We start from the raw sequence: 26,028 nt of genomic DNA, 5'->3' as shown, positions 1-26,028 counted from the left end.
GCCTTTGGCGAGCGGCACCCTCTCTCCGGCTACGCCGCATAGAGGGGTTTGAACGCGGTTTGGTTTTTGTTTGATGTTCAGCAATTCAAGATGTTCACTATTCAAACCCCTCTTTCCGGCTTGCCGAAGAGAGGGTGGCGGGCGCAGCCTCGCCGGGTGAGTCTTAGCCAGCGTTCAAAGCCAATGTTTGTATGTGTACCCATAATATATACACCATTAACGACAAAGCCCCCGGTTTTTACCGGAGGCCACCATAAAGTATATATAATATTAAAAAAGCGCTTAGTCTTTGAGGGCATTGTTCGCCCTATCCACATCGGGCAATAAATTATCGGGGTCTAATATCACCCTGGTTATTTTGGATGTAGTGTTGCATTTAAAAGTCCATTTGGCTCCGCGCTGCCAAACCTCTACGGGGAGTTTTATGACTTGGGTTTGGCCGTTTTGTTCTATGATTTTTACAGTTACAGGCATCACCATTTCTTTTAGGTTTTCGATGGTAACGAGCGCGCCTGATGAGGCACCGTTTTTATCGTATTTAATTTCGGTAACGGCTTGGTCTAAAGTCCAGGTGGTGTAAAACCATTCTTTCCAAAACCATGTGAGATCTTCGCCAGCGGCATCGTTCATGGTACGGAAAAAGTCGTCGGGCTGCGGATGTTTGTATGCCCATCTTTTAATGTAAATTTTAAAAGCGTAGTCAAACCTATCGGCACCCAAAACCACATTGCGCAATAGGTTAAGCGCCAGCGCGGTTTTGTAATATGCCATGCCGCCTTCGTTGTTTACCTCGGGTGCTACCATTAAAGCGTGTTTGCTTTTAATCATTTCTGGCACGATGCTTTGCGCCGGGTTACCTTTAGGGGCATATTCACCGTTGTTAAAATGCAGCCAGGCGTAGCCATTAATAAAGGTATCAAAACCTTCGTCCATCCAGGCAAAGCGGCGCTCGTTACTTCCCACAATCATCGGGAACCAGTTGTGGCCCATTTCGTGAGTTACATCTCTAAACAGGTCATCATCTTTAATGCTGTAGCTACAAAACACAATGCCCGGGTACTCCATACCCAAAGCCACGCCAGCCACTACTGTTGCCGAATGCCATGGGTATTCAAAATAAGTATCGGAGTAAAACTCCATACTGTGCTTGAGGTATTGGGCGGCACGGTTGTATTTGTTAGGCGCCACGCTTTCAACCGGATAAACGGCCATAGCCAAACCTTTTTTGCCCGATGGATAATTTACCCTCGCAGCATCCCAGATAAATGCCCTTGATGCCGACCAGGCCACATCTCTTGTATTCTGAATTTTATAATGCCAGGTTAAGGTGCCGTTTTGTTTTGGGCGAATGCCTGGCGTAAGCAGTTCCTGCTGTTTAATGATGCTTACCGTGCTATCTGTTTTCGCGGTGCTTGCCAACCTGTTGATCTGTGTAGTGGTTAATACTTCCCGTGGGTTTTGCAGATCGCCGGATGCGGCTACAATCATGTCGGCAGGGGTGGTTATAAAATAGTCTACGTTGCCATATTCACAATAAAACTCGCCGGTGCCCATGTAGGGCAAAGTGTTCCAGCCCATTACATCGTCATAAACACACATGCGGGGAAACCATTGGGCCAGCTGGTAAATGATGCCGTTTTTTGTGGGTTGCCTGCCCATCCTATCAGCACCATGCTCTGGTATGGCAAATGAGTAATTTATTTTGATGCCCACTTCATCGCCATGCGGCTTAACCACAAAGGGCAGGCGCAGTTGCATCCGGGTATCAGTAATGGTAGGGTTTATAGTATACGTTTTGCCCTGGTAGGTTACCGCTACAGCGGCAATCTGATAGCCTCCTTCAAAGCCGTTGGCATCGAACCTATCGCCCTTAACCGGCGTAGCCGCCACTCCTCGCGAATCAGATTTAAATAAATTCTGATCAAGCTGCAACCATAAATAGTTCAGTGTATCGGTACTGTTATTGGTGTAATTAATGCTTACATCGCCGGTTATAGTGGTGTCTTTTTCTATCAGCGAGGCATGAATAACATAGTCGGCCCGGTTTTGCCAGTATTTGGGGCCCGGCGCGCCATTGGCGTTACGGATATCATTACCGTTTTGCTTAAAAAAGCTATAGTCAAAAACCTGCAAAGGATCGTAGGTTGATGTATGCTGGGCCATTGCCGTAAACGGGAACAATAAAATCCCTATAAACCATAAGTGCGCGTATTTTTTCATGTCGATTGAAATATCAATCCCTGAAATTATTGATTTAGCATTGATAATGCTTAATTGGATGCTACACAAACGTTTGATTAATTGGGGATAACTATAAAGCAGCTGTTAATTTTAATGGCATGTAGTAGACGACTCACCCCGAACATCGCTGCGCTCGTTCTGCCCCTCTCTCCGGCTGCGCCGCATAGAGGGGCGGGGGAAATTCTTTGTTGTTGTTGTTTTTTTCTTTTACCCTCTATGCGGCGCAGCCGGAGAGAGGGTCGGCCAGCGAAGCGTAGCCGGGGTAAGTCGTCATCAGCGTTTATAACTCGCGTAAATCGTACATTAATAAACAAAACACCCGCTACATAGCCCTGCAAATTTTTATCAAACGTTTGCGTAATAATAAACAAAGGCGCTATTGATTAAAATTATTGCCGAAAATGAAAATAACGGTTGAGTTGTACGAAGATTTTTAAAGGGAAAATATATTTTGCAAAAATTGATATTACTCTAAATCTGTTTAAGCCTAAATTCCGTATAACACAGTAATTTAAGCTTATTGTTTAGATAAAATGCTTTTATAATTTACTTATAATTGCATTTTGCCAGATACCCCGATTTAAATGACAGATACTCTATTTACGGCGTACCGTTACCGTATTAAATTTAGTTACAGAGGGATGCTTGCCTTTCTGTTATGCTGTTTGCCATTATTTTCGTGGGCGCAAATTTCTGATGTTAAATTCAGGCACATCAGCAATGAGCAAGGGCTATCAAACAGTACCATCACCTGCATTTTTCAGGATAGCCGTGGTTTTATGTGGTTGGGCACCCGCGACGGCTTAAACCGGTACGATGGCATCAAGGCTATCATCTACAAAAACGATCCTAACAATAAAGCCAGCATCAGCGACAATTTTATCAATTGCATTTTTGAAGATGCCGGTCACCAGCTTTGGGTGGGTACTACTTACAACTTAAACAAGTTTAATCCGCTCACCAATACTTTTACCAGGTTTAATCTTAACCCTGGTAAAACACAATCTACCGATGGTATAACAGCCATTTGCGCATATGATAAAATGCACATTTGGGTGGCAACCGTATGCAGCGGCATAAGCCTTGTTAATACCCAAACTAATGAGGTAAAACAGTTTAGCAAAAATGCTAAAACGAATAATCGCCTTAACTGCGACTCGGTTAACTGCCTTTACCTAGATACGCATAAAAACCTTTGGGTAGGCACGCAAAAAGGCTTAAGCATTTTAGATACAACCACCCTTACTTTTAAACCCTATGCCATAAAGGGCTTAAACCCCAACAGCCATGTTGTAAGCATAGCGCAGGACCATAAAAATAACTTATGGCTGGGCCTTAATGGCGAAGGCTTGGGCGTAGTTGATTTGACTACTAAAAAATTCAAGCTTTTTGCACATGATGATAAAGATCCCGGCAGCTTATCGGGCAACATGGTGCTTAATGTTTTGGGGGATAAAAAAGGTAATATATGGGTAGGCATGACCAACGAGGGCATGAACTTTTTTGAGCCTAAAACAAACTCCTTTTTTAAATACCGCCCAAGGTTGGATAACGCCGGCAGCTTATCAAACCTAACCGTATCTGCCATTTATGAGGATGCCGAGGGCGATTTATGGGTAGGCACGCACCGTGGTGGCGTTAACCTGTACACGGCCGAATCGGACAAGTTTAAACTGCTCAGGCAAGGTATTGATCCAAACGGGTTAAGTTATAATGATGTAAAAGCCTTTTTTGAAGATAGTAAAGGCCGCTTATGGATTGGTACCGACGGCGGTGGGTTAAACCTTTTTGACAGGGAAAAAAACACGTTTCAGCATTATAAAAATATTCCCAATAATGCATCAAGCCTATCGGGCGATGCCATACAGGCTATAGCCCAGGATGGGGCGGATAATTTATGGGTTGGCACCTGGGGTAACGGCTTAAACCTCATGAACCCCAATACCGGCACCTTTACCCGGTTTAGGGCCAACGCGGCAAATCCCAATGCCTTAAGTTCCGATTTTTTGCAGCGCATGCTGCTGGACAGCCAGGGCAATTTTTGGGTGGCTACCTATTTTGGCGGACTAAATCTTTTAGATAGTAAAACCCACCAGTTTAAACACGTCACCAAATCGCCTGATGGCAAAACCAGCTTTAGCGGTAAAAACGTGGTTTCTATAGGCGAGGACCATGACGGTAACGTTTGGTTTGGTACCGACGATGGCGGCTTAAACCGTTATAATTTAAAAACGCAAAGCTTTTCGCACTATTTTAACCACGAGAAAAAGCAAACCGACTCAAGGGTAATATTTACCGATAGCAAGGGCCGTGTATGGGTAGGCATGGCAGGCCTTTACCTGTTTGATAAAGCGCATGATACCTTTAAACTGTACACCCACCAGGTTGGTTTGGATATTGACTTTATAAAAGGCATTACCGAAGGCAACAGGCATAACCTGTGGATATCTACCTCAAACGGTATGGTGAAGCTTAATCCCAATACCGGCAAATGCAAAGCCTTTAATACTTACGATGGCCTGCAAAGCATGGAGTTTGAAGCCAATTCCTACCTTAAAACCCGCGACGGCGAAATGTACTTTGGTGGTATAAGAGGTTTTAATCGCTTTTATCCGGATGAAATTAAGATCAATAGCTTTATTCCCCCGGTTCATATTACCGATTTCCAGGTTTTCAGCAAAAACATCGTTCCCGGTGGTGCCGACTCTATCCTGAAGCAGGATATCAGTTTTACCAAAAAAATTGTACTTAATTACAATCAATCATCCATCTCCTTCAATTTTGTCGCGCTTAATTATATCATCAACCGCAATAACCAATACGATTATAAGTTAGACGGGCTGGATAAAGAATGGATGCATGCAGGTATTGAGCGTAAGGCCAGCTACACCAATCTTGACCCGGGCACTTACACCTTCCACGTAAAAGCATCTAATAATGATGGCATATGGAATGAAAAGGGCGCGTCTATAACCATAGTAATTACCCCTCCGTTTTGGGTTACCTGGTGGTTTAGGTTATTGGTACTGCTTGCTATTGTCAATATTATTTACGGCTTTTACACTTACAGGTTAAGGAAAATAAAGAAACAGAAAGCAGAACTTGAACGACTGGTAAAAGAGCGTACCCACGAAATTGAGCTTAAAAATGAAGAGCTGAACCTTAAATCGGACGAGTTACAGGAAGCTAACGAGGAGTTGCGTGTACAATCGGAAGAGTTGATGTCGCAATCTGAAGAGCTGCTGGTACAATCCGAACATCTGCATGCTATTAATGACGAGCTGGTAAAACAAAAAGAGCAGGAGCACCTCGCCCGCGAAGAAGCCGAAAAAGCCAACCAGGCCAAAAGCATTTTCCTGGCTACTATGAGCCACGAAATCCGTACACCTATGAACGGGGTTATCGGCATGGCTTCTCTGTTATCAGAAACCCGCCTGGATTATGAGCAGCGCGAGTACACGGATACCATTATCAGCAGCGGCGAAAGCTTGCTGAGCGTGATTAATGACATTCTTGATTTCTCGAAAATTGAATCGGGCAAGATGGACCTGGAGAGAGAGGAATTTGATCTGCGCCAGTCTGTTGAGGAAGTGCTTGACCTGTTTGCCCGCAAGGCCGCCCAACAAAAGATAGATTTGGTATACCAGTTAGACGAAGATGTACCTACTCATATTATTGGCGATAGCTTACGTTTACGCCAGGTATTGATTAATTTGATTAGCAACGGACTTAAGTTTACCTCCCAAGGCGAAATCTTTATTAAGATACACCTTATCAACAAGGTAAATGACGATGTTGAAATTGGTTTTAGCATCAGGGATACAGGCATAGGCATTCCTAAAGAAAAACTATCTAAACTTTTCAAAGCTTTCTCGCAGGTTGATTCATCAACCACCCGTAAATACGGCGGCACCGGTTTAGGTCTTGCCATTTGCGAAAGACTGGTACACCTGATGGGGGGCGAAATAGGTGCCGACAGTACCTATGGTGAAGGATCGGTATTTAGCTTTTCAATAAAAACCATCAGAAGCAAAAACCCGATTAAACGCTCCTTGATTTGCGACCTTACCAGTTTAAAAGGCCTGCGTGTTTTAATTGTTGATGATAATCAAACTAACTTAACTATTCTTAAAACGCAGTTGCTGAACTGGAAGCTTGATCCGGTTACCGCACTATCGGGGGCAGAAGCTTTAGCCGTTATGGAAGGCGACAACAGTATAAAACTACTGATCACCGATATGGAAATGCCGGAGATGGATGGTGTAGGCCTGGCAAGAGCGGTAAAAGTTAAAAATGACACGCCGCCTATTATAATGCTTAGTTCTATTGGGGACGAAACCAGGAGCAAATTCCCGGGGCTGTTTTCGTCTATACTGGTAAAACCAGTTAAGCTGCACCATTTGTGCCAGTCTATCGAAAAAGCATTTGATAAACAGGGCACCGTTAGTGCCGAAGCGCCGAGCAAAAGTATCCTATCGGCCGATTTTGCTGCAGAACATCCTTTAGAAATTCTTGTTGCTGAAGACAATACCATTAATCAGAAACTGATAGAAAGGGTATTGAGTAAATTAGGCTATAAGCACATAGATATGGTGCTTAACGGACAGGAAGTGCTGGATAAGTTAACGGAAAAAACCTACGATATTATCCTGATGGACATCCAGATGCCCGAGATGGACGGATTGGAAGCCACGGGGCATATTCGTAAACTAAATATCAAACAACCCTATATTGCCGCCATGACCGCCAATGCCATGCCCGAAGACCGGGAAATTTGTATGCAGGCCGGCATGGACGATTACCTGTCAAAACCGATGAAGTTAGAAGATCTGGTAAATATATTGGGTAAGATAAAAGCGCTTGCGCAATCACAATAAAACCAGGCCAGGGGCTCTTAGATTAAAAGGCCTCGCCAAGCCCCACGCTGATGGAATTATACCCCTTGCTAAAGCCGTAATCGATACCAACATTGGTATTTGATCCTTTGTTGAATTTGATCCGAAGGCCGGTACCCGCAGCGGGATGCCATGACGTGAAGATGGTTCCTGAGCCACTCACCGTGTTGGCATTGGCAAATACCACAAAACCCAACAAACCATTTTCTGTGATATCGCGCCTATACTCACCCTCCAGGTAAAACAAGGAACGCCCACGATAACGGTTTTGATCCATCCCCCTGCCCGACCGGTTATAAGGGTCCCAACCAACGCTTGGCAAATCAAGGTAAGGGGCCTTGCTATTTAGCACCGTCCAATAATACGTCCAAATAGCTAAAGTATTTTGCTGGCTTTTGTTGGCCGGGTTTAAGGGGATGTACTTGCGCATATCAATATAAACCGAATGCCAGCTATCATTACTCCCCAAAAAACCGGGGTTTACACGGTATACAAAATTGGCATAGGCGCCCGGCAAAGGGTTTATGGAATTATTACGGGTATCGTACACAGCATTTAAACTTATACCCGACGATAGTGAACTACCAGCCGTTCCGTATTGATAACCGGTATATTGTTTAAGATCCACATTAGGATCGTCGCTTTTAATATTAGAGTGATAATCGAGGTTATAGCCGACACCCGCAAAAAAGTAAGGGGTGATGCGTTTAAGCGCGCTTTGATAAAAACGGATGTACCGGTAATCTACCAATGTTTTTTCGCTGCTGTTGTGGCTGCTGCCCAGTCCCCAGGTATATTGAGGGTACACCAGGAAACGGATATCGCCCTGGATATTCCAGGTATTATCCGGCAGCCAGATGCTGGAACGCAAAGGCAAACCAAAACGGCTATGAAAGTTCCAGTACGGCGCAAATGATACGCTGGATAGATTAGTAGTATTTTTGGGGCCCAGGTAAACGCCTGCCGTGGTACTGGTTACCAAGGCCCTGCCGGTACCGCCGGGGGCGGCGCCACTTACCGGTAAAACAGAAAAGTATATGCGTTTTTTATTATCTGGCGGCGGCGCGCCCGGCTTAACATGAAATATGCCTTTGGCAATATCTATCAAATCTGTTTTACCAACGGTATCAACTTTGGCATCTTTTTGAGGGATTACGCTTTGGGCGAACAAAGCAGAAGGAATAAAAAAGAGCGCGACAACAATATATTTATACATATAAAATAGCTGCTTTAAAAATGCCCGATTAGTAAAGCATTGATTAAAGAATTAAAATTCGGGAACAATGTTAACTTCTTTTTAGCTATATGTTAACTATCCTCCTTATGGTAGAACCCATGGGAGCTAATTTTGTTGTAGCATTAAATCAGCTCTTGTTAAATAAAACACCAAAATGTATTAAATCTCATAAAAAACAATGCCCGTACAGGAAGCGGTTCGCCTTTTTAGCAAACAAAGTGTTACTATTGCCCCATTATAGCCGTTTGCAGTTAATTTTTAGCTGCAAACAGCGTATAACTTTTACCCGACGGATGCTGATGGCTGATATAAAATACAGAAAACTAATTCTCATTTTGTTGGTGGTTTTAATAGCCGCGGTGCTGTTGTCGTCGGTATTTTATAGTTACGATAGCCAAATCGTAATCTCCCTCAACAGCTACCGCAACCCAACTATGGATTGGCTATTTTTAACAATAACTAACATAGCCGGCACCATTACCTATGTTGTAGCTGCACTGGCTTTAATAATATCGTTTATAAAACGGTTTAAGGCTATCAAACTACAGCTACGAGCAATTGCTTTAGCGGCAGCGTTATCCGGCTTGCTGGCAACTGTACTAAAACATATCATACACCGGGTACGCCCGCAGGATGTATACCTGGTAATTCGTGATTTAGGGCCCGGAGGAGGCTGGTCTTTCCCATCCGGCCACAGTTGCGATGCTTTTGTGTTGGCGGCCATTTTATCGTTGGTGTATCCCAAAAAGCGACTCATTATACCTGTTTACTGCTGGGCCATTACGGTGGGTTTTTCAAGGATGTACTTAGGGGTGCATTACCCATCAGATGTTTTGGGTGGGGTTTTAATTGGCAGCAGTATGGCATTGCTGGCCTACTACATCTGTACGTTTAGGCGGGTAAAAGCATAGACACATCCATTCCGTGCGAATGAAACAACCGTATGCGCTATCATTTTTTCTTTTAACTTAGTTTGATAGTTAAATTAAATGCGGTACCAGGAATTTATCCCGAGTGACATTTTATGGCCCTATGTTCAATGTTATTTTACATGTGAAACGGATACCGCTATAATTACCGAAGACAAAGTTTTTGCTACCGGCTACATCGAAATTATGTTCAACATTGGAGATGGCGCACCGCAAAAAACAGTGAATGGCAGCTTTATAAATGCACTCGATGTACAACTATGGGGACAAACCATTCAACCCCTTACTTTTACCTCTTTTGGCAAGCACGCCATGCTTGGCGTTCGCTTTTTTACGCACACAGCGGCTTGTTTTTTAACGCCCCCGTAGCAGCATTTAACGACCAGATGCTTGATTTTTGCGACGTAGCGGTCGTAGAAGCCAAATTGCTACATCCCCAATTACAGGAAGCTAAAGCCCTCGCCGAAAAGATCAACCTGGTTGAAGTTTTTTTGTTAGCCAGGCTTTCTCGTTACCAGTGCAAGTTGGAAAAACTAAAACTGGTGGGCGGCATTATGCAAGAGCTCAATAAAGGCCATTTCTTTGAAAATATTAACAGTGTTGCTACCCGTTACGGGATATCATATACTGTAAAGATCATCAATGTTGTCTGAAAGGCTGCATTTTAACTTATCGTATCTCCTGTGAAATTTTCCTTTATTAAGCAAAAGAGTGTTAGATTGGCTCTTTAAAATATCCTAAGCATCACATGCCCGAATACCCAAACGACTTTAAACTTCTTGCTATTCGACCACGTAAGGACTGCAGCAGAAAGTACTGTAACAATCTGCAGCCCGGAGAACTGTATCCGCTGTATGCTAATTATCGTTATAAAAAAAACGACGATGGTCAGATCATCACTATCGAAGAAGTAGCGACAGACTTCGGCTTATTTACCAAAAAGATCAAGCCACACATCAATGTTTCCGCAGTCGTTGGCAAAAACGGTTCCGGTAAAAGTACGATCGTGGAACTATTTTTCCTGTGTTGTTACATCGTCGCCCGGGAAAACGGGTTACTAAAGATAGACTTTACAAAAAACAAAGGAAAACAGGAGCATGACCAGTTAGAGGGGATTGAAAAAGACCTCCAGTTGGAAGTTTACTATAAGTGCGGCTCATCTTTTCGTTGTATCGTCATTGGTGGTAATTTCAAAAAGCCGATAGCTAACGCCGCAAACATCATATTTTATGATCTTTTTGCCGGAGATAAAATTCCACTTACGGAATTCTTTTACACCATTGGCGTCAACTATTCTCTCTATGGGTTGAATGAGGATGTCATCGGATTGTGGGTACACCGATTATTTCATAAGAATGATGGATACCAAACCCCGGTTGTCATCAATCCCTATCGGGAAAAAGGAACAATTACTGTTAATGGAGAACTCCACTTTGCACAGATCAGGTTGTTGTCCAATCTGATGTTAAATAAAGCAAACGAAGGAGAGATCTTGCCTGGTAAATTTGTTGAAACGATAAGATTTATCATTGACCGGGATAAACTACAGCGCTGTGAGGGGCACGCCATTGAAAATGTCATTGAATATATGACAAGGGAAAGTGGACTTACATTGAAAGAGATCTTTGAGCTGGTTTATCTTACCTTACTGGGAGAAGCTATCGATGAGGCAGCCGAAAGAACATTGCAGTCAGAAGACTGGAAATCATTGACCATGCATTACGTGATCAGAAAACTGATCCGAATTGCTGTTAAATATCCGGAATACCGGCAAAAATATTACAACACTTATACCACCGAGAATATCCCCGGCATAAAGAACCTGAAGGATTTTATTGGAAACCTGCAAACAGATAAAAGTCATATTACACTGAAACTGCGGCAAGCCCTACATTTTTACAAATACGATCCGCTTAGACTTGATGATGTTAGAATTAAATACGATAATGAAAAATGGATTGAAATACCGGTAGAGCTTTTTGCTAAAAGGTTGGAAGATTACACCAATGAAAATCCAGATCTTGAGCCAATTGAACTGATCCCGATCGCGCCCTTCACCCCACGATTCCTAATGAGAAACGGAGACCGATTTGACAGGTTAAGTTCCGGTGAACAGCAATACATCCACACCATCCAAGCGATTGCTTATCATATCCTGAATGTAAATTCTGTATTCAAAACTCCGGAAACCAGTGAGAAAAAAAAATACGAACGGATCAATGTGGTGCTGGATGAAATCGAACTTTATTTTCATCCCGAATATCAGCGTAAATTCCTTAATGACCTCCTGGAATATCTCGATCATTTGGTGATACCGAACATCACAGGAATTAATATACTCTTATTAACCCATTCTCCGTTTATCCTATCTGATATCCCAGCAAACCAGGTACTCAGTATTGCCGACGGCCGTGTCTTTGAAAGTGATTCCCTTACTTTCGGCGGCAACATCCACCAAATGCTGAGCACCAGCTTTTTTATGGAAGCAACCACCGGTGATTTTGCCCGGGTGCAGTACAAAGAAATTATCGGATGGTACGAAAAGACGCGAACGGCAGAGCCCGGGAAGTTACCTGCTTTCACGGAAGATTATCGTAAGGTTCGGGAAAAATTTCACTTTATTGTCCGCCAAACTGGTGAAAATCTCGTTAGGGGTGTCCTGGAAAATCACCTTAACTATTTGGACCAAAAATTATTGCTGTCAGAAAACCCACCGCCCAGCAGGCGCGCAACCATCGAAGCTAAAATTGCACAATTAAATCAAGAGTTACAGAACCTGAATGATACAGATTCCATATCCTAATACTAAGGCAGGTCTAAAGGCCTTTAAAGACAATTATACGGCAGCCGTGAAAAGTGTGCTTGACGCCCGGCCAAAGCTAAATAACACACTTGCTAAGATTACCCTGGCCAATGGAGATCCATTGACCTGGGAATACTTATTGACGGCACCATTTCAGGAGTTGCCAAGTCTCCATGCAGAAATCGAAAAACAAAGCCTGATCAGCAAACAGCGAAAAAATAACCTGGCACCCTTGAGCCAGTACACGAAAATGCAAACACAAATTGCAGCCTTTTTTATGGCGCAACAGGACATCGAACTGATATCATGCTATTATTGTAATATTGACAGCATTTTTAGTTTTAGTCAACTCGGAGATTTTAAGGGTGGACTTGATTTTATAAACCGTGCAAGCCTGGCCAATTTGCAACTGTTCCCGGGCATCAAACTTGCTCGCGCTCAGAAAATCTACAAGCTAAGAAAGATAAAATCATTCACAGCCATTTCGGAAAGCCAGATGCCCATAAGTGTTCAAAAAGATTTGCTCGCTTTTGACGAATCCGGTACACACAACCATTTTACACTTGATCATTTTTATTTAAAGAAAACATTCCCCTACCTTAGCCTTTGCCTTTTCAATTTTGTTCCCAGCTGTTATGCCTGCAATTCAAAATTCAAAGGGGAGGGCAAGCTTTACGACACTGATGCCACCTATTCCAGTCCCAGTTCACCCCACTACAGCTTCCACAAAGACGTTACGTTCAAATTGTGGTATCACCAGAAAAATAAAAGTATCAAAAAGCAGGATGATTACGCGATTGAACTGGACTTCAGTAACAACCAGGCCTCACATGAAGCTTTCATCAGCCAGTTGAAGATCCGGGGGCGGTATGCCTTTCATAAAAAGGAAGCTTTACGGTTGATAAAACTCAGTGTTGATTATCCGGATACCCGGATAAAAGAAATGGCTGATGCAATAGGAATGTCCTTTGCTGAAGTAAAAAAACAGGTTTTTGGCCGGGAGCTTTTCGAAAGCGAATTTGATCATCATCCATTGGTAAAGTATAAACGCGATATTGCCAGAAACATCAAAATCATTCCATGATTACAAACATGTCCTAAGAGGCCTTAAATAAAAGAATTTGAGATATTTAACCTTCGCCTTTGTTTAAAGTTGTGTGATTTTCCAAAACCTTTTCCACTGCTTCGATGTCATAAAACACAACTCCTCCAATTTTACTGAAAGGCAAAGTTCCATTTGTCCGAAGATTATGAAGTGTCCCGGTTGAAATATGTAGCAGTTCTTTTACCTCAAAGGACTTTAACCATCTTTTAATAGGTTGACTGGTGTATTTTGATATCAAAGTTTTTAATTCCTCTAATAACTCGGTTTTAAAATTGAGTAAATCTTGAACAGTCATTAGATGATTCGCAAACACCGGTCCGCTATTCCTTTTAGAATCATTTGTCGCCATATCGATGAATTTTTTATCAAATATTGAACATTATTGGTTCCTAATAATCCGATGGGACAATATTTTTAAATGGATGCAGATAGAAGAGGTCAGATATAGGAAAGTTTCAAATGATTTGAACCTCAATGAATGCTATTATAATGCATGTTTGGTATTCCCATAGTATACCCAAAATAAAAAAAGGCTTTACAATGTTTTGTAAAGCCTTGATTATCAAGTGGAGAATATCGGATTATCAAGAGCCGTTATTGCATTACTCAAACTGCGTTTTTGATGCTCTGAGAGCGGTTTTTGATTTTTCATTTTGCAGTTTTTAAGTGATTTTGGCAGAGTTTTGGCAGAGTTTTTGGTCGAAAATTGTAATTGAAATCCTTATCTAAGATATCAGAATCGCGGTTCTTAAACTCTTTCATAAAAATAACAACTTTTTCTCGATTTTTGTTGTTTTTTTATTTATTCTCCACTGGTTTTTTCGAGGTTAAATTTCACGTTCTCCACTGCTAAAAGGCGCGGATCTCTGGGAGATCATGACGATAATTGAGAGATATTGAGATTGACGAAGAACTCACCTGTGATTACACGATACTCGGGGATGAAGGGAGTGGACGTTAAAATTTAAAGATCTCAAGTAGGTTTTATTATACTTGCTGAAACACATTCCTGCCTAACCTGGTAGCCCATTGTGTTAAAAGTTTATAGGCCACGTTTTGGACAGCGGGAAGGTTACTTATCACGTTTTCAACATACCTGGCGTCTATTGTCACCCCGCCGTGGGCAATCTTATTCCGGATTTCGTTATTATCATTGACCCATTGATCATTACCACCGACGTATTCCCAATCAGCACATGGCCCCCATAACGTGATAAAGCAGTCCCATATCCGGTTAATTACTCCTAACCGGGTTCTTTCATTATCATTACAATAACCATCAGCGATAACGCTGATCGCGTTCCAAAGCGCAAGAAACTTGTCAAACGGATCGTCCGTATATAAGCCCTTACGGTACCAGCTAAAAGCCCTCAGTAATTTGTTTTCCTGAAGGTTCAGGTTCCTGGCCAGTTCAAAGCAGAACGTAAATTCTGCCCGGTCAATAACAGCCCTGACTATATTTCTGTCAGTAACCTGCCTGTACTCATTCAGGCTTACATTTAAAGGTGAATTGACACGCATAACCAGGATGTCCAGCATTTTCCCTATAAATAGCAATGCCACTTTATGCGCCCGGTCCTGATCGGCGGTATGAACAGTTGATGAAATCAAAAATCCCTGTTTGTGCGGCTTGATGGAAACATCGCTTTGAAAAACACTACCAAGGTCAAGCTCTTTATCCGTCCTGAACTCGACTGCCCGACGGACTGTGACTGCCCCTGATACCAATAACTCTACACTATAGATTCTCATAGCTTTTTATCCCTTTCCAATTGCTCCTGCACTATGATCAAGTCTAATAGCGGCATGATCTTGCTAAAGGGCTTCACAAAAACGGCTTTGGAACCTTCATTCACCGAACACAATACGCCGATGCATTGACCGTTCTGATTCAGCACAGGCGAACCGCTCAAACCCTCCCAATCTTTTGAATCCGTTATTTCTTCCGCAGTATTCAATAATAAGTAACTCCCGGCGGACGCCACATAACTAATATTTTCTTTAAAAGTATTCTCCCTGTGCAGTATTAGCCCCTTTAACTGCGGCTTGATCTTTCCATAAATAAAGTAACAATCTTCGGTTGACGGTTGTGCTATATGTTCCTCAGAAAGCTCAAATTTGTGTGCTTTAGCGGCCACCAATTGCACACCATCCGCGTCCAGGAATTCTTCGTCGGTCAAAAATGGAGCCTCAAATTTCGTGCGGTCAACCAAACTGATCGCAACATCAAACAACTGAAAATCCAAGTCCTCTTTTGAAATATCAAAGCTTTCCATAAAATAAAACCCACCAACAGGTGACATCACCGTAGAAAAGTTTGCCTTATCGCTTACATTATTTAAAATACCGACATGATTATCCACACCCGTTCGCTCATTCAGCGCATGATCGTCAAAATGAATATTGTGGTCGGCTGTGATAAAGAACAAGTGCTTTTTATAATTCAAAAAGAAGCCCGCACCAAAACCAATAGGCATTCTGTCAAAAGATGGTTCTTTATGTACTGAGATCTGGTAGGTAGTTTTAACCAGGACTTCTGTTATTGAATATTGGCGTTCTGTCTGGGTTGTCATTTGATTAAAATAAGGTTAGTTTAAGTGGTAAAATAACGGGCAGCGGTTTTTAACGATCGCTGCCCGGCAAAAGGATGCGGCACCTGAAAGTAAAAGTGCCTAATGATCTCGTTTTTTTAGTTGATCTCGGTCGAAGCAGCGCGTAGCTTACTTCTTTTTAAACCAATCTTTCAGCTGAGCTGAAAGCAAGCTCACCACTACCGGAGCAGCGATGAACTTTACAAATAAAATTGCAAAGAACATAAGCTGCAAATGTACATTAAGAACACAAAAAAAAGGCCGAATATGAAACTTAAAAGATAGGCTGGATCGCGTATTATATCGCCGTAAAAATGCATAGCGGGACTTAATTATATTTAGATTTTTATTATTCAGCTTTAGATGGCCCGCAGAACTGCTCTGTGTAACTCTTTAAGGATTTTCCTGCTCATTATTTCCGTATTCGGTACCTCATCCGCGAGTGGCTGCAGAAAAAACCGCTTCAACAGCAGCTTAGCTATGAGCAGTTAAAAATTATTTTTGGTGAAATTAGCTTAAGCTTTAATGAGCTGAAGGACGACAATCCGGAATTTTTTCTCCTGACAAACCCTGTGCATGAAAAACCTTTTATCAATATTGCCGGTGTGTTTTACCCAATCCGGCGATACGGCTAAATATGTTTCAGAAAAGATCGGCCGGATGATGCAGGACAAGGAAAGTTTATCCATCAACCGCACAGACACCTCCATCAGCCGATCTAAACAACTGGAGGCCGCGGTGCCCGCATCGCGTATTTCAGCATTAAGCTCGGGTGAGTTTGTGGGCATGGTAGCCGATAACCCAGATGAAAAGATCGAGTTGAAAGCATTTCATTGCGAGATCATTAATGGCCACGAAGCGTTGAAAAAAGAAATTGATGGTTACCGGGAACTGCCGATGGTCCGGCAGATCAACAGCGGGATAGTACAGCGTAGTTATTTACAAATCAAGCAGGATGTACAAGAGATCATTCAGCCAGAGATGGAAAGGTTGTTGAGTGATCCGGGGTTGATGCATCTGGTAATTAAAAAGCTATAAGCTGGGGAGTGTATTGAAAAGATACTTTAAAACCTAAGTTGTCAGCAATACAGGTTGCCGTGCGTGTTAAAACTGAGGATGAGCCTACTGGGAAGCAGTTAACGCATTATACACCTTTATAAAATGCTGATTTATTTCTTCGTGGAGTGGATGAATCATTTATCGAGAACTGTAAAATTTAAGGTATTAAGTAAGGTTTTAAGCGGGTGTTTTTCCTCATTGGCCCAGCTCACTATGCCATTAAGGATTTCCCCTTTTAAGGCAACCACGGGGTGCGGCTTTTCTTCAATGTCTTTTTCTCCAAAATAGATTAAACCAGCATCGATCAGGATCAACAACTCGTCCTCTAATTCCTTTCGCGACATCATTAACTTGCGTTCAAGAATTTGCGGGAGGATACCCCAATCCTCACGCAGGTAGCCGTATTTTTCAAATTTGCCAAAATCACCAATTATCGCAATCAGTTCCCTTGAAAACCGTGGTAGTTCCGCAAGTAGCCGGTAATTTTTTAAAATATGTTTGATCTTAATTTCATCTCCAATAAAGTCTTTTAGCTTTTTTGCATTCTTCGGCGGTAGGTTGGGCTGTTTTTCAATCCGGTTATATAGCGAAGATTCATAATTACCCTCGGTATCTACCGTCTCAAATTCCATTTTTAATTTCCGAAACTCGCGCTGGAATTGTTTAAAAAGCACATCAAGAGCTTCGATAGGTAAAACCATGATATCCTTTAGAAGGTCATCCAGATCAATTATATCCTGGTTCTCATTAAAGCCGGTCTTGGTGACAAGGTTAGGGTTAATTGTATAACTACCTTGCTTGGTACCGACCATAAACACTTTGATTTTTGGATAGGTTGTTAACTGTGCAGCCGATAAGACATCAAGGGTTTCATTAACCTTTGCAGTCGTGGTCGTGCTTGTTATTTGAAATGCGATTTGGGCTGCTGCATCGCCGAGATCAAGACCAGGATTGTTACTTCGGTCTGCATTTAGATTAACCAAACTTAACCCATAGACCGTATTTAAGGTTTCTCTGAAGAAACTTTCCACGTAGGTATTCAATTCATAAATATTTACTTTATTACGTGTCTGAACCTGGTATTTTAATCCTGCGATGTCGTCAACGATCTTTCCTATGATATGTCCTCTGGTTAACATTCCTTGAGATTGGTTTATTGAAATATCTACAAATTTACATCATAAGCCAAGAAATATTTAGCTTTGATTAATATCACTGTAAAGTGGTACCATTGTTAATTATAAGACCTTATCAGATATATGCGGGCACTCGCTTTACTCATCGGAAATGCAGCTTACTCCAAACGTAAAAAGCTATTTAATGCGGCGAATGACGCTACCGATTTTTCCAATGCACTAAGTAAAATTGGTTTCGTTGTAAAACCCGTAATTGATGCAGGTATCGATGAAATGGATGCGGAGGTTGCTTCGTTTCGAGCAGAACTTGACAATTATGACATTGGTTTGTTTTTTTATGCCGGGCATGGTTTTCAACACAATGGAGAGAACTTTCTTACTGCCACCGATACGTTATTCACTGCAGAATCTATTATCAGGGGTTCATTAAATTTAAGGGTGGTACTTGATGCAATGGAAGACGCCAAAAACGCGATGAATATTATTATCCTTGATTGTTGCCGCGAGGATCTGGCTATTCTCGGTAAGAAGCGTAGTTTATCAACCGAAGCAATGGCGCCAATTTTTGCACCCAAAGGAACTATCATTGCTTACTCTACCTCGCCAGGTCAAACAGCTGATGACGGCCTGAAAACTGACAGAAACGGAGTTTATACCCGGGCATTACTCGCGCATGTAGTAAATCAGGGCATTAGCATCGAGGACTTTTTCAAAAACGTTCGAAATTCTGTTTCACTTTTTACAAACGAAGAGCAGATCACCTGGGAGCACACATCCCTAACTGCTCCTTTCATTCTAAACTCAGGTAGTTATATTCAAGCAAGTTCAAGTAAGTATGCCACATTTGCTGTTGCCGATGCGCAATACGATGGAGGGGGCGATTCAAAACTCACGAGCATAATCGAAGATCTCAAAAGCCATAATTTTTATGACCAGGGACCTGCAGTGCGGCGATTCAAACAAATGACTGGAGCATCTCTAGATTCAGATCTATTGTTTATTATTGGACGAAACATTTTGCAAGCTGCCGTTGGTGGTGAGTTTGAATCCATAAAGTTTATCGAAAACCTGGAAAGCCGGGTATTACCTTTCCAAAAGAAAAATGGAAACCCTGTTTTGGAAGGCATCGTTTTCGAGATGTACTTCGATCAGAACGGGCTTTTCAGAGAGGATAGAAAAGGACTAATCTATCTTTCTTATGTTGATGCCATAAAAGCCGATAAACGATTTGCGAAATCCTTCGACTTTATCCGCGATGAGTTGATGCCGTTTAAACCCAAATTGTTTTTTATACCGACTGCGGATGAAACCGGAAAAAGCATCGATGTATTTTTGGAGAAAATGGAATACAAACTCAGTTGGAGAGAAGATGATGAAAGAATAGAAATAGTTTACATCGTTAAATCTATTTCCTTTGAAGGCCAAATTATCATGAAAGATGGTGAAAAAGATCAATCAAGGTTTATCCACCGGGAAGATTTGACATTCAGCCGCTTTAAATTAAAAGTTGCCGAGTTACTCGGTATTCCGCCAAAAAGCCTGGTGGTGCATACCAATATTCACTTAACTGATGAAGATCCGGTGCAATTCCAATGGGGTGTTAAACTCCGGAAACTATAGACTCGTTTAAAGTTCTATTTTTGATCTTAAATATTTTGACATTTTCTCTTCAAGGTATTTATGAATCAGGGCATACGTTGGCAAGGGTTGAAACATAAATTCGACAGCCATTCCGGATACGGACTTAACTTTAAAGGTTGTGCCTTTGAAATCTATATAAGGGTTTTCCCAAGAGATAGCTCCATTATTCTCGGTAACCGGATTTTCAGGATCTGTATCTAACAAAAAATCCGTTAAAAACAGGGATTTATCCTCATGTTCCATTCTATAACACTGAAGATGCGGCCGTTGATTGGAGATACCGGTTGATCTAATGACAAATAATATTAACTGGCAATTTTCAAATAATTCCAGTTCCTGGGTAAGCAAAGGGAAAGCGACACGCACATAATCCCGGTATAACCTCGGGAAACTCGTAAAAAAACGTTTTAAATTTTCATGTAGAACAGGTCTGTTCCAACCTGAGGGCATAAGGTTTACATTTTGAAATCTGGTTTGACCGCCTACGTAAACTTCAACTATCTCATTTTTACCCTGGGCGATTAAAAAGTTGATATAATATAGCAGCAGGTTAATTGGATATATTTTTGATGATAAGGTAATTTGCACTTTGGGCCTATAGCCCAATCGAAGCTTTTCGCGGGCTTCATCAATCCGTTTTCGAAATATCGGATGTGGCCGACGTTCCTTATAACTGTCTATGGAATGATCTTGATGTGTGACCCATTCTGCTATATAGGAAAAACTTGATTCTATGGCTACAGGCAAAATTGTAGTAATCAAAATGCGAAGTTCGTCTAATGATAATTTGGAATTTTGTTCGTCAATACCAAGCCAAACACTAAAATTTGATACGAAGGAGCTGACAAATTCGTTTGCAAGAAAGGCGTCTGGAAGAGGGAATCGTTCATCTTTAACGACCCTTAATATTTCTGATTTTAATAAATTGTAGGATTGTGGGCCTGGATTTTGTTCAAGGGTTTCAAATGTCCTATCCAGGTACATTAAGGCTCGATGCTCATCGAAAAAATAATTGTGAATATCCGAATCGCTTTCTTTCAATTGCCTGATTACCAAATCATTGCTGCCATATTGAATTGGTAGCAAAAAGAATGCAACTGAATCGTTAGATTTTTGAACTATACCAACACCAATTTTCCAATAATCAGGATAGTGAGCTCGCTTAACTGCCTTAAACTCGAAATCTAATAGGCGGTTAAATTCATCAATAAAGTTTTGAAAAACACGGATCTCACTTGTCGAAAGGGTAAGTTGCGGACCTAATTTCTCCCTGATACCTACCAATTCCGCTTCCATTTCGGACTGCCTAATTTTTAACGCTGCATTTTCACGTTTTGTTTCTGCATCATCCAAGATGATTTGTTCCCATTTGGCCAGGTATCCTATTTCATCTTTGGTAATGACATTCTCTTTGGGTAAGGTAATAGCCAGCGATTCTTTTTTAATTTTTCTGCCGGCATCTCTTATTACCTTGGCATCAATGTGAAGCCAATATGCCATTTTATCGTTGACATTGACAACAATTAAAATCACAGGCAAATTTGTGTGATGGCAATGGGATAAAAACGTTTTCTCACATTGATATTTTGGATTTTGATAATTTTTTTTCTGTAATGTCTTTACCTGAACCTCAAACCTTCCCAATGGAATTTGCATCTCGTTTGTGTATTCAAGAATGCCATCACCGTTAGGATTTTTATCTAAAGACTTAGCTTCACCCTTAATATGAGTTTTATTTAATAAATAGTTAAATAAAGAGACGGCGTCCAATTCCGTCTTGGCGGAAGTAGGGTAAGGTGCAGGCTTACTATTAGTTATAGGATTATCTGGGACATCGATGGAAAACTTACTCATCTAATAATTTCAATTGTAGTAGATATAGATAAATAAAGTTACCCATTTTTAAATGGTAAATACTAATTGCTCTTCATCCATCCGTTTTGTAAATTACAGAACTTATAACCTGATGATTGATGGGCTTTTTCTTTCAGCTTTTCATTACCTCATTCGCGATTATCGCAACTGCCGCATATTCATTCAGAAATGACCGGCGTAAAAAATATAGTAAGATCGTTTTTGTAGTAGCAATTATTAGCGCCATTGTTTCATCGATTTTTTCATGGTTATCACATATTGATTCCCAAAAAAGCGAGGCGGAGGCAAAGAAAAAGAATGAGTTATATGTTGAGCAACTAAGGAATAATTATAAGCTATCGCAAATCATTTCAGATTCACTTAAAAAGCAATTAGTAATATCAAAGGGGTTAATCGTTAAGGACGACTCAATTTTAATCCGTAACAATGCCCAAATAAAATCTATTGGTGAGGTGCTCAAATACTCCTCTTCGACTATTTCTGATCTTAGAAGTCAAAGGCTACCTATCGGTAATGTAGCAATAGAGTTTATGGTCTTGTCGAAGTATGATAAAAAGGACGAGGCGAAGTTTAATGATCCATTATTTCAAAAAACTGATACCACTTATAGAAATGGCTTTATTAATGTCCACTCAAAGTCTTTAGCAGCAGCGGAGTCTCAAATGACTAGAGACAGTATAGTAACAGGTTCATCTTTTTATGAATTTATGAGTAACAATTATATCATTAGAGAATCAAGCAAAACCCCTGGAGATCAAGAAAAGTCAATTACATCAAATAATGAAGATGATAGGCAGTTAAATAATGATTTTGGAGATGTTGAAAATGCTGATCTTAACTTTTATAATAAAAACAAAGGTAATTTCGGTTCTTTGAAGAATTTAATTAAGCAATTAATGCACCAGCCAGTTATCGTAGCATATACCTCCAATATCAGTCAACCCTTTCCGATAGATGGCAAGCCCTACCTTAGAAGTATTAACATAAATTATACCCAACAAACAATTGCGAAGATATATAGAATCACAATGCACCGTGCAAACTTTACAGTCCCTATTAACACGGTTAATGACCTCAAAAAAGTCTATGTAAAGTTGTCAATTGGGTTTGAGGAAAGATTTAAAAGCTACTTCAAAATCACTGATGTCAGGTTTTGTTGCGGAGATAATTATTCATACGTAATACCGTTAGATAAACATATCGTTTCTACGGCTGGCAGTAATATGATTTATGAACCCTAATCCAACAACTGTCGAATAAATACCCCATTAATCATAATCAAACCCTATAAAAAAGAGCCCCGCTATTTAAAATTTCAATAATTCTTTTGAACTGTTTTAAGAAGGTCATAAGGATAACCCAATGAGATGTTACTGACACTTTCTAAACGTTCAACCTGATCTTTGCTTAAATGGATATCAAGCGCCCTTAAACTGTCCGTTAAATGGAGGAGTGTACGTGCCCCAATTATAGGGAAATCATTTTTAGTCAAAATCCAGGCTAATGCCACTTGGCCCGGAGTGGCATTAACTTCAGCTGCAATTGATTCCAGTTGGTTTAAAATATTTTCAGTTATAGCATCTTCCTTAAAGCCGTCTGGAGATGAATGTGTAAGCCTCCCTGTTGCACCTTTTCGGTATTTGCCTGTTAATAATCCTCCAGCAAGCGGAGAATACAACATTGTACCCAATCCAAAATGTGCAGCCATCGGTAATAGTTCTCTTTCCGCCGAACGTTGAACAAGATTGTATTCTATTTGTAAGGCTGTTAAAGGAATTGCGCCTGCAAAAGATGCTACCTTCCATGCAGGAAAATTTGCCAAACCAGTGTATAGTATTTTGCCAGCTTTAACTAGGTCTTCAAGTCCCCGTGCAATTTCTTCAATTGGTGTGATCCCGTCATCAAAATGGGGCATATAAATATCTATATAATCCGTATTCAGCCGCTTCAGGCTGGCATCAACTGCTTGACGCATCGCTTTGCGGTGGTTACCCAGATTAGTGGGAGGCGGGTTTGTTTCACTGCTGCGTGTGTACTTTGTGCAAATAATGTAATTCTCTCTTTGTGTTTTAATAAATTTTCCAATCGCCACTTCTGCTTCACCAAGTTGATATTGATCTGCAACATCAATAAAATTGCCTCCTGCATCCGCATAGGTCGTCAGTATCTTAGGTATTTCTTCAATGGCAGCCCCATAGCCCCGACGTTGTCCAAAATTTGCAGCTCCCAATATAAGCTCACTTGCGGGAAGGCCTGACTGTGTTCCAAATAATTTATGTTTCATACCTCAAAGCTCACCTAATAAGCAAATAGAATCAAGTATGGCTAAATTAAGCCATATCAGATAATACAATAGCATGACCTATATTTGTAAATGTACGAAAGGAAATTACCTGTAGAGCTTGAATGCGGACTTCACCTTTTTATGGAAGTGATGAATGGTAAATGGAAGATCAATCTAATTTGGTGTATCTATAATGGTATAAAAAGACCGGGAGAATTACATAGTAAAATGCCTAAAGCTTCTCGGCGATTGTTGGATACTCAATTGATGCAACTCACAAATCTTGGTATCGTTACTAAAACAATATTCGATCAACGTCCTTCAAAGGTAGAGTACGATCTTACAGTGCTGGGGCTAACCTTGATCCCTGTGATAGAGGTTACCGCCCAATGGGGCGAATCTCACCGCAGCGTATTAGAACCTTTATTCCAGAAAAAGGATTAATGTTTGACTTTTTTAATACTTTAGTTGAGTGGCGATTTTACTTCAACTTTTCTATTAAAAATTCATAGTATCGTTCACTGGCCATATGTGCAAACAAGAATTGCAAAGTTTGCTTGTTTTTCTTCAAAAATTGAATTAGGGTAGTTTTTACTGAATCAGGCAGGAAGGAAACAACGTTCAACCCAATCATGGCATTATTGATATTTGTGGCATCAAATGTAAAAGAGAATAGCTTATGAACGCCAACGTGACAATTTGCGATCCATATGTATTTAGGAAGACTTTTTGTTAAAATACCAACTTTTTCGTCGTCATCAAGTGCAGAATTTTTAATCGCATCTTTATAGTTTTCACTATAATTTATTTTGATGTCCCAAACCAGGTCAGCAACAATTTGTGTATCAAAGAAAAATGTCAGGATGCGATCTAAGCCAACAACAATCACCTCCAAATCCTGATAAGAGATTCTTATTTTGGGATAAACAGGGACAACTATATTGGTAACAACGGTAGGGCGTTTTGGATTAGCTGAATCATTTTCAGTCCAGGGAGTCTCCAAATCTGAATCATTGTACAAATTAACCCTGGCAAAAGGCCCCCATTGATCATCATGTACATATATACGGTCTATATTATCCGACATATAGCTGATGGTTTTTTGCGGGGGAATAGGTTGCGGCGTATTTGTCTTAAACCCAGATACCGTGATGGCATGAAGCCCATGATCGCCACCGCTCGGCACTCTTACCACCAAAATAATAGGTATACCGATGCAAGAATAAGCATTTAGTATTTTTTTCAGGTAATGAATGCTGGCTACTTTATAAGGATAATTATGAGGCCTAAGATCCCCCTCCTTAATCTCAGATACCAAGCCTGAATTAAGAATAGCTTGTGATATTTGTAAAATACTTAATCCCTTATTGGGAAACAAACGGCTGCCGTCAGGCGACACCTTGTCGGCATCACTGGTAATCTGGCTTGGAGACTTTAAAATGGTGTGAAAATCAGCAGCAGCCTTGTTAAGCATTGACCAGATCGCTGTTGTCGCACACGCTGCTAAAACAGAGTCTTGTTCCTGGAATGCCAGCGATCTTAATTTGATCTTATTGCCGTACAGGTGAATAATATAGTTTCGTAACCCCCAAAAATTTCTGTCATTTAGCTCCTGGCTGTTGGAATAGGTTTTCAGCACAGTATAGCCTATCATTTTCAAGGGGATAGGTTTAATTACGATAAACCCAATATAATGTTTCCAAAACTCCTCAGTTTCTTCTTTTGGCTGTAATAAGGTTTTGGCGAAATCTTTTTCGGTTATGGCAATATCAAAAAAGTGCACCCGACGGCACACTTTTTCATATTTTTCAAAGCAAAGAGCGTAATAAGACGCATAATCATGAAGATAATCACGGCTGATGTAATTTTCTTCAATTAAGATTGTCTTGGCATCCAACTCAGGGCTACCTAAATACTTTTTGAAATAGCTAAAGTGTTTTTTGACTTTTACTAATTCCGGCGAAGTATATTTATTAGAAAGAGCTAAGGCTAAGTTTTCCTCAGAATAGGCGAGAATATCCACTACTTAAATTATAATTGAACAACTAATTTAAGAGTTTCCTGGTCAACGTTTTTTAATTTAAGTATTTCAGCCTGTTGTTGAATGGTTTCTTCTATCGCCTGTCTTACGGCAGCAGATTGCCTAAGCTTTACTGCTTTAATTTCAGCACCTGGTACTAAAAATTGTGATATTTGAAGTTTTTCCATAACATTAATTTAAATAGTCATTAT

20 protein-coding genes are annotated in these 26,028 nt (G+C 40.8%); 10 read left to right on the top strand and 10 right to left on the bottom strand.

Annotated elements, in window-relative coordinates; genetic code table 11:
* Positions 1–282 precede the first annotated feature (282 nt).
* Positions 283–2,220 (bottom strand): M1 family metallopeptidase, encoded by a 1,938-nt coding sequence (locus QWZ17_RS14725; protein ID WP_290306013.1) that lies wholly within the window; start codon positions 2,218–2,220, stop codon positions 283–285.
* A gap of 605 nt (positions 2,221–2,825) precedes the next feature.
* Here QWZ17_RS14725 and QWZ17_RS14720 point away from each other — a divergent pair.
* Positions 2,826–7,118 carry a hybrid sensor histidine kinase/response regulator gene (locus QWZ17_RS14720; protein ID WP_290306012.1) on the top strand — a complete coding sequence of 1,431 codons (4,293 nt, stop codon included), beginning with the start codon at positions 2,826–2,828 and terminating at the stop codon, positions 7,116–7,118.
* A 22-nt stretch (positions 7,119–7,140) separates the two neighbouring features.
* Here QWZ17_RS14720 and QWZ17_RS14715 read toward each other — a convergent pair whose 3' ends face one another.
* Positions 7,141–8,352: a BamA/TamA family outer membrane protein gene (locus QWZ17_RS14715; protein ID WP_290306011.1), complete on the bottom strand. Its 1,212-nt coding sequence runs from the start codon at positions 8,350–8,352 to the stop codon at positions 7,141–7,143.
* A 320-nt stretch (positions 8,353–8,672) separates the two neighbouring features.
* On the opposite strand from QWZ17_RS14715, the gene QWZ17_RS14710 reads away from it, so the two are divergent.
* The 5 genes from QWZ17_RS14710 to QWZ17_RS14690 all read left to right on the top strand — a co-directional run bounded on the left by QWZ17_RS14710 (position 8,673) and on the right by QWZ17_RS14690 (position 13,189).
* Positions 8,673–9,284 (top strand): phosphatase PAP2 family protein, encoded by a 612-nt coding sequence (locus QWZ17_RS14710; RefSeq protein ID WP_290306010.1) that lies wholly within the window; start codon positions 8,673–8,675, stop codon positions 9,282–9,284.
* A gap of 78 nt (positions 9,285–9,362) precedes the next feature.
* The gene (locus tag QWZ17_RS14705) at positions 9,363–9,671 is read left to right on the top strand and encodes a DUF6597 domain-containing transcriptional factor (RefSeq protein WP_290306009.1); all 309 of its coding nucleotides are present in this window, start codon (positions 9,363–9,365) and stop codon (positions 9,669–9,671) included.
* The gene (locus QWZ17_RS14700) at positions 9,650–9,955 is read left to right on the top strand and encodes a hypothetical protein (protein ID WP_290306008.1); all 306 of its coding nucleotides are present in this window, start codon (positions 9,650–9,652) and stop codon (positions 9,953–9,955) included. Before QWZ17_RS14705 ends, QWZ17_RS14700 begins: the two co-directional genes overlap by 22 nt.
* A 95-nt stretch (positions 9,956–10,050) precedes the next feature.
* Positions 10,051–12,105, top strand: a complete 2,055-nt coding sequence (locus QWZ17_RS14695) for an ATP-binding protein (protein WP_290306007.1) — start codon at positions 10,051–10,053, stop codon at positions 12,103–12,105.
* Positions 12,083–13,189: a ComEA family DNA-binding protein gene (locus QWZ17_RS14690; protein ID WP_290306006.1), complete on the top strand. Its 1,107-nt coding sequence runs from the start codon at positions 12,083–12,085 to the stop codon at positions 13,187–13,189. The genes QWZ17_RS14695 and QWZ17_RS14690 overlap by 23 nt, the downstream gene beginning before the upstream one ends.
* 46 nt (positions 13,190–13,235) lie before the next feature.
* Here the strand turns inward: QWZ17_RS14690 and QWZ17_RS14685 are convergent, their stop codons facing one another.
* The 3 genes from QWZ17_RS14685 to QWZ17_RS14675 form a co-directional block, all read right to left on the bottom strand.
* A complete protein-coding gene (locus QWZ17_RS14685; protein ID WP_290306005.1) occupies positions 13,236–13,559 on the bottom strand; it encodes a helix-turn-helix domain-containing protein in 324 nt (107 codons plus the stop codon).
* Positions 13,560–14,197: 638 nt separating this feature from the next.
* Positions 14,198–14,962, bottom strand: coding sequence for a methylamine utilization protein MauJ (locus QWZ17_RS14680; protein ID WP_290306004.1), 765 nt, complete (start codon positions 14,960–14,962; stop codon positions 14,198–14,200).
* The gene (locus tag QWZ17_RS14675) at positions 14,959–15,783 is read right to left on the bottom strand and encodes a hypothetical protein (RefSeq protein WP_290306003.1); all 825 of its coding nucleotides are present in this window, start codon (positions 15,781–15,783) and stop codon (positions 14,959–14,961) included. Before QWZ17_RS14675 ends, QWZ17_RS14680 begins: the two co-directional genes overlap by 4 nt.
* A 594-nt stretch (positions 15,784–16,377) precedes the next feature.
* Here QWZ17_RS14675 and QWZ17_RS14670 point away from each other — a divergent pair.
* On the top strand, positions 16,378–16,839 hold the full coding sequence (locus QWZ17_RS14670) for a hypothetical protein (RefSeq protein ID WP_290306002.1): 462 nt from the start codon (positions 16,378–16,380) through the stop codon (positions 16,837–16,839).
* Between the two features lie 155 nt (positions 16,840–16,994).
* Here the strand turns inward: QWZ17_RS14670 and QWZ17_RS14665 are convergent, their stop codons facing one another.
* Positions 16,995–17,999 (bottom strand): SMEK domain-containing protein, encoded by a 1,005-nt coding sequence (locus tag QWZ17_RS14665; protein ID WP_290306001.1) that lies wholly within the window; start codon positions 17,997–17,999, stop codon positions 16,995–16,997.
* 120 nt (positions 18,000–18,119) lie between these two features.
* Between QWZ17_RS14665 and QWZ17_RS14660 the strand changes: the two genes are divergently transcribed.
* A complete protein-coding gene (locus QWZ17_RS14660; protein WP_290305999.1) occupies positions 18,120–19,616 on the top strand; it encodes a caspase family protein in 1,497 nt (498 codons plus the stop codon).
* A 6-nt stretch (positions 19,617–19,622) separates the two neighbouring features.
* On the opposite strand, the gene QWZ17_RS14655 is transcribed toward QWZ17_RS14660, so the two are convergent.
* Positions 19,623–21,491: a DUF4365 domain-containing protein gene (locus tag QWZ17_RS14655; RefSeq protein ID WP_290305998.1), complete on the bottom strand. Its 1,869-nt coding sequence runs from the start codon at positions 21,489–21,491 to the stop codon at positions 19,623–19,625.
* A gap of 119 nt (positions 21,492–21,610) precedes the next feature.
* Between QWZ17_RS14655 and QWZ17_RS14650 the strand changes: the two genes are divergently transcribed.
* Positions 21,611–22,753 carry a hypothetical protein gene (locus QWZ17_RS14650; RefSeq protein WP_290305997.1) on the top strand — a complete coding sequence of 381 codons (1,143 nt, stop codon included), beginning with the start codon at positions 21,611–21,613 and terminating at the stop codon, positions 22,751–22,753.
* Between the two features lie 74 nt (positions 22,754–22,827).
* Here QWZ17_RS14650 and QWZ17_RS14645 read toward each other — a convergent pair whose 3' ends face one another.
* Positions 22,828–23,796: an aldo/keto reductase gene (locus tag QWZ17_RS14645; RefSeq protein WP_290305996.1), complete on the bottom strand. Its 969-nt coding sequence runs from the start codon at positions 23,794–23,796 to the stop codon at positions 22,828–22,830.
* Positions 23,797–23,886: 90 nt separating this feature from the next.
* Between QWZ17_RS14645 and QWZ17_RS14640 the strand changes: the two genes are divergently transcribed.
* Positions 23,887–24,240 (top strand): winged helix-turn-helix transcriptional regulator, encoded by a 354-nt coding sequence (locus QWZ17_RS14640; protein ID WP_290305995.1) that lies wholly within the window; start codon positions 23,887–23,889, stop codon positions 24,238–24,240.
* Between the two features lie 37 nt (positions 24,241–24,277).
* Here the strand turns inward: QWZ17_RS14640 and QWZ17_RS14635 are convergent, their stop codons facing one another.
* Together QWZ17_RS14635 and QWZ17_RS14630 are read right to left on the bottom strand one after the other, a co-directional pair.
* Positions 24,278–25,819, bottom strand: coding sequence for a hypothetical protein (locus tag QWZ17_RS14635; RefSeq protein WP_290305994.1), 1,542 nt, complete (start codon positions 25,817–25,819; stop codon positions 24,278–24,280).
* Between the two features lie 8 nt (positions 25,820–25,827).
* Positions 25,828–26,004, bottom strand: a complete 177-nt coding sequence (locus tag QWZ17_RS14630; RefSeq protein ID WP_290305993.1) for a hypothetical protein — start codon at positions 26,002–26,004, stop codon at positions 25,828–25,830.
* Positions 26,005–26,028: the final 24 nt, after the last annotated feature.

Origin of the sequence: Mucilaginibacter flavus, from assembly GCF_030409315.1 — a bacterium.
Lineage (GTDB): Bacteria > Bacteroidota > Bacteroidia > Sphingobacteriales > Sphingobacteriaceae > Mucilaginibacter > Mucilaginibacter flavus.
Note: the sequence above shows the minus strand (reverse complement) of the source record. Positions and strands in the feature narration are given on the sequence as shown.